Source organism: Micromonospora sp. NPDC049580 (genome assembly GCF_040675595.1).
Lineage (GTDB): Bacteria > Actinomycetota > Actinomycetes > Mycobacteriales > Micromonosporaceae > Micromonospora.
This window is the reverse complement of record NZ_JBFAPG010000788.1, coordinates 1-1,542: the sequence shown is the minus strand read 5'-3', so window position 1 is coordinate 1,542 and position 1,542 is coordinate 1. Positions and strand designations below refer to the sequence as shown.

Genomic DNA, 1,542 nt, shown 5'->3' with positions numbered 1-1,542 from the left:
CCGGCGATGTCGAACTCCTCCAGGGCACGCTCCAGCCGGTTGAGCGCCAGCTCCCGGTCGGGCGCCCAGACGATCACCTTGGCCAGCAGCGAGTCGTACCAGGGGCCGACCAGGTAGCCGGCGCTGGCGTGGGTGTCCACGCGGGTGAACGGGCCGCCGGGCGGGGTGAACCGCTCCAGGCGGCCGGGCGTGGGCGCGAAGCCCCGCTCCGGGTCCTCGGTGTTGACGCGGCACTCCACGGCGACGCCGTGCAGCTGGATCTCCTCCTGCCGCCACCGCAGCGGCACCCCGGCCGCGATGTGCAGCTGCTCGTGCACCAGGTCGATCCCGGTGACCATCTCGGTGACGGGATGTTCCACCTGGATCCGACAGTTGATCTCCAGGAAGTGGAAGCGTTCCTCGGCGTCCACCAGGAACTCCAGCGTGCCCGCGCCGACGAAGCCGACCTCCAGGGCACCCCGCAGCGCGGTCTCGGCGATGGCGTCGAGCGCCGCGGCGGACAGCGCCGGAGCAGGCGCCTCCTCGATGAGTTTCTGGTGCCGGCGCTGCACCGAGCAGTCCCGGGTGCCCAGGTGCACGCCGTTGCCGTGGGAGTCGCAGAGCACCTGCACCTCGACGTGCCGGGCCTCGGTGAGGTACCGCTCGACGTACACCCGGTCGTCGCCGAAGGCGGCCTGCGCGGCGGCCCGTGTCCGCGCGTACGCCCGGGCCAGCTCGGCCGGACGGCGCACCACGGTCATCCCCCGGCCCCCGCCCCCGGCGGCGGCCTTCACGATCACCGGGTAGCCGACAGCGTCGGCGACCTCGGCCGCCGCGGCGGCGGTCGCCACCGGCGCGACGCTGCCCGCCGGCAGCGGCAGCCCGGCCCGGCTCATGAGGGCCCGGGCCGAGGACTTGTCGGCCAGCGCCGCCATCACCGCCGGCGGCGGGCCGATGAACGTCAGGCCGTTGTCCGCGCAGATCTCGGCGAAGTCGGCGTCCTCGGAGAGGAAGCCGTACCCGGGATGCACGGCCTGCGCGCCCACCTGCCGGGCCGCCTCCACGATCGCGGCGGCGTTGAGGTAGCTGCGTCGGCTCGACGCCGGCCCGATGCGGACGGCCTGGTCGGCGAGGCGCACGGCCGCCGAGTCGGCGTCGGCGGCGGAGTAGACCACCGCCGTGCGCACACCCAGCTCCCGACACGCCCGCAGCACCCGCAGCGCGATCTCACCCCGGTTGGCGATCAGCACGGTCTCGAACATGGTTCACCCATCCCCGCCGTCAGGCCGGATCCAGCTCGACCAGTGGCTGGTCGTACTCCACCGGCTGGCCGTCCTCGACGAGGATCGCGGCCACCCGCCCGGCCCGGTCGGCGGTCACCTCGTTCATCAGCTTCATCGCCTCGACGATCGCGACCGGCTGCCCGGGGCTGACCAGGTCGCCCACCGCGACGAACGGCCTCGCGCCGGGCTCCGGCGCGCGGTAGAACGTGCCGACGATCGGCGCCCGGACCGCCGCGCGCCCGGGGACCGGCGGCCGGATCAGCGCGCCCGGCGGGCCGGG

2 protein-coding genes are annotated in these 1,542 nt (G+C 74.9%); both read right to left on the bottom strand.

Annotation, left to right across the window (positions count from 1 at the left end):
- Positions 1–1,241 (bottom strand): biotin carboxylase N-terminal domain-containing protein (locus AB0J68_RS32095; protein ID WP_363942627.1); only part of this gene is annotated, 1,241 nt, incomplete at its 3' end.
- A gap of 19 nt (positions 1,242–1,260) precedes the next feature.
- On the bottom strand, positions 1,261–1,542 hold a 282-nt coding region (locus AB0J68_RS32090; RefSeq protein ID WP_363942625.1), incomplete at its 5' end, for a biotin/lipoyl-containing protein.